The organism is Actinomadura sp. KC216 (genome assembly GCF_004348535.1).
GTDB lineage: Bacteria > Actinomycetota > Actinomycetes > Streptosporangiales > Streptosporangiaceae > Spirillospora.
On sequence record NZ_SMJX01000525.1, the window covers coordinates 1 to 3,497 of the forward strand.

The following is a 3,497-nucleotide window of genomic DNA, read 5'->3' on the forward strand; positions in this document are numbered from 1 at the left end:
GTGCTGCGGATGATGTGGTGCGCGATCCGGCGGGCGGCGAAGTCGGCACCGTGGACGAACCGCATCACCGGCCCGAACGTCGCCGCCGCGGCGAGGCCCGCGAAGTAGATCCCGGGCGCCGACGCCTCGAAGTCGCGGCTGAGGACGGGGACGCCGAACCGGGTCGCGATACGGCGGCGCAGGTCGGACGAGAGCAGCGTGAGGCGGTCGATGTCCGGGACGAACCCGGTGGCGGCGATGACGTGGTCGGCCTCCGTGACGAGGCGGCGGCCGGTGCGGTCGGTGGTCGTGACGGCGACGCCGCCGTCCTGCTCGACCACCTTCCCCAGGAACCGGCCGGTCGAGACGCGGACGCGCCGGTCCAGCCGGTCGCGCAGCCACCACGCGCCGGCGGGCGGGAGCGTCTCCTTGACGATCCGCTGCCGCGTCCCCTCCGGCAGGTACCGGACGAGCCCGGGATGCTCCGCCCACACCCACGTCCGGTACCCGGCGCCGAGCCCCGACCGGGGGCCGCCGAGCAACTTGGCCCGCAGGGAGCGCGTCCGCTCGGGCACCGCGTTCCAGTCGATCTCCCGCCTGCGGGCGAGGACGTGCGGGTACGCGCCCGCGTCGGCGAGCAGCACCGCCGTCTCCAGCGCGGACTGCCCGGCGCCGACCACGGCGACCTCCTGGCCCGCGAACATGCCGAAGTCGCGGTGGGCGATGCTGTGCGAGACGAGCCAGGACGGCAGCCCGGCGAGCTCGTCCGGGATGTGGGCGAACGGGCCGACGCCGACGGCGACCACGACCGTGCGCGTCGCGACCGTCTCGCCCGTGGACAGCGTCACGACGTAGCCGCTCGCGCCGCCCCGCTCGACGTTCACGACCTGCGCGTCCTCGGTGCCCGGGATCACCACGGACGCGAACCAGCGCCCGTACTCGATGAACGTTTCGAGCGGGATCGGCTCGCCGACCCGCCAGTCCGGGTGCCGGTCGGTGAAGCCCATGCCCCGGTGCGGCGCCCCGAAGTTGGACGCGAACGGCTCGGACTTCAGGAACATGCCGAGCGGCATGTGCTCGTCCCAGAACCGCATCGGCTTGCCGATGATCCGCACGTCGAGGCCAAGGTTCTGCAGGTAGGCGGCCGTGGACAGGCCGTAGGGTCCGGCGCCGGCGATGACGACGTCGCAGGCCGAGTCGTTCATGATCGTTCCCCCCGTGTGAATGTGGATTACCTGGTGCGGAGCCGTCCTACGGCGCGGAGCACGCTCTGCCGGCCCATCGCGAGGAACGGCGGCAGGTCGTCGCCGGCGTACCAGGCGAGCTCGTCGGCCTCGCGCAACGGACGGAGGGTCGCGGGCTTGGGAAAGGGGGGCCTGGGCAGGGGAAGGCGTGTCTTGGGGACGGCGTACCTGGGCAGGGCGCGCAGCGAGCGGGCCGCCGACTGCTGGAGGTAGTGGTTCTCGACCAGCAGGTTGCGGCCGAACGCCGGGCGGACGGCCGGGACGCGCCGTCCGGACTGGGCCAGGTGCAGGACGCGGATCTGGTCGAGCCCGTTCTCGTCGGTGAAGAGCCGGAACTGCGCCCCGAGGCGGGGGTTGAAGTCGAGCAGGTGGTAGCCGCCGCCGTCCGGGTCGAGCCGGAAGTCGAGGTCGACGAGGCCGCGGCAGCCGAGCAGCCGGACGATCCGGACCGCGAGCCGCCCGAGCTCGGCGTTGTCGACCCATTCGCCGGAGACCGTGTGCCCGGCCTGCGGCGGGTGCGCCAGGTGCTTGCGGCCGACGCCGCCGAACAGGCAGTCGAGGGACTCGTCGAAGTAGCCCTGGAAGAACCAGTCGCCGCCGCCGGGCGGGATGCGCCGCTGCAGGATGAGCGGACCCGCCTCGCCGTCCGGGTCGCGGACGCGGTCGCGGCTCGCGGCGAACAGCCGGTGCGCCTCGGCGGGCGTCCGGACGAGCGTGGTGCTGCGCAGCCCCGGGCCGCGCAGCCACGGCCGCGCCCATTTGGCGATCAGCGGCAGGCCCCAGTCGCGGGCGGCCTCGTCCACGTCGCCGGTGGACGCGGGCGTCCGGCTCGGGGGGCACTGGATGCCGTAGCGGGCGCACGCGTCCAGCAGCAGGCTCTTGTCGGCGACGCCGCGGGGGACGTCCGGGTCCTGGTGGGGGAAGGCGAAGTGGGGCGCGAGCGCGTCCGCGTGCTCGGCGACGAAGATCGCTCCGGCGTCGTCCAGGGGGACGAGCAGGGCCTGGCGGCCGACGCGCTCGCCGATCGTGCGCAGGTGGCTCAGCAGCGCGGCCGGGCGGGCGGCGGGCGGCGCCCACGGGTGCCCGCGGTGCAGGTAGCGGGAGCGGGACGACGGGTTCCCGCGCCCCTCCAGGATGGCGTGCACCGGCACCCCGGCGCGGCCGAGGCTCCGGATGGCGGCGAGCGTCCCGTGGTGGAAGGGGTTGCGGTCGGTGCGCAGCAGCAGGGCGGGCAGGCCGGTGTCGAGCCGCGCCGCGGCGGCGGACGGGACGTGCGTGTCGAAGAACATCCGTTCAGCGGACCCCGGTCCAGCGAAGGGCGGGGCACCGCGGCCCTCCTTTGTCGTGATAATTCTTTTCGCCCGGATTACGAAGGGCGATCCCTCTGCAAATTCCGACGATACGCCTGCGGACCGCAGATATCCATTTTCGCGCTCACTGCATTTGGAGCGGGCGACCTCGAAAGGCCCTTCCTTTCTGTCTGCTATTCGGCCGTCCTGGTCAATATGTGTGATCGAGGATCGAGGACCGAAGGCGCGCGCTCGGTATCGGACATTCCGTGGAGGACGTCCAATACATCGCTCAGGGTCTCGTTGAGGACGTCGGGACCGTCGGCGACGCCGGGGTCGCCGGGCGTGCCGTCGCTGGGGAGCCCGGCGACATCGCGGGTGACGGCGGCCAGGAGCGCGACCGTGCGGGAGATGTCGTAGGCGGCGGACGCGGCCGCCGCCTCCCGGCCCTCCTTCTCGGCGATGCTCGGGACGAGCAGCCTGCGGGCGACCTCGTCAGCGAGCGCGTCGGGATCGTCCACGGGCACGAGCGCCCCGACCCCGGGACGGACGACCTCCGCGAGGCCGGGAATGTCCGTCCCGACGAGGGGGCGTCCGGTGGCGAGGGCCTCCAGCGCGGTCAGCGGCAGCCCCTCCCAGCGCGACGGCAGGACGACGACGTTCGACGCCGCCAGCCAGTCCCGCGGATCCCGCACGGCCGGAACGAAAAGCACACCGGCCACGGGCTTGCGGCGGAGGACGTCCAGGTCCTCGCCGTCCCCGACGATGGCGAGCCGCGCGGACGGGCACCGCGCCGTGACGCCCGGCCATGCCGCGACCAGGACGTCCTGGCCCTTCTGCCGGGTCAGCCTGCCGATGCAGACGGCGAGGGGCGTCCCGGCGGGCAGGCCGAGCCGGGTCCGCGCGCCGACGCGGGCGGTGGCGTCGGCGGGCCCGAACCGGCCGCGGTCCACGCCGTTGCGGACGAGCCGGTACGGCCCGGGCA

3 protein-coding genes are annotated in these 3,497 nt (G+C 74.0%); all 3 read right to left on the bottom strand.

The annotated features are described in order from the left end of the window. Positions 1-1,184: NAD(P)-binding domain-containing protein (locus tag E1264_RS41425; protein WP_243711493.1), on the bottom strand; the 1,184-nt coding region annotated here is incomplete at its 3' end. Between the two features lie 26 nt (positions 1,185-1,210). After that, positions 1,211-2,512: an ATP-grasp domain-containing protein gene (locus E1264_RS41430; protein WP_132182870.1), complete on the bottom strand. Its 1,302-nt coding sequence runs from the start codon at positions 2,510-2,512 to the stop codon at positions 1,211-1,213. A 194-nt stretch (positions 2,513-2,706) separates the two neighbouring features. After that, on the bottom strand, positions 2,707-3,497 hold a 791-nt coding region (locus tag E1264_RS41435), incomplete at its 5' end, for a glycosyltransferase family 4 protein (protein WP_132182872.1).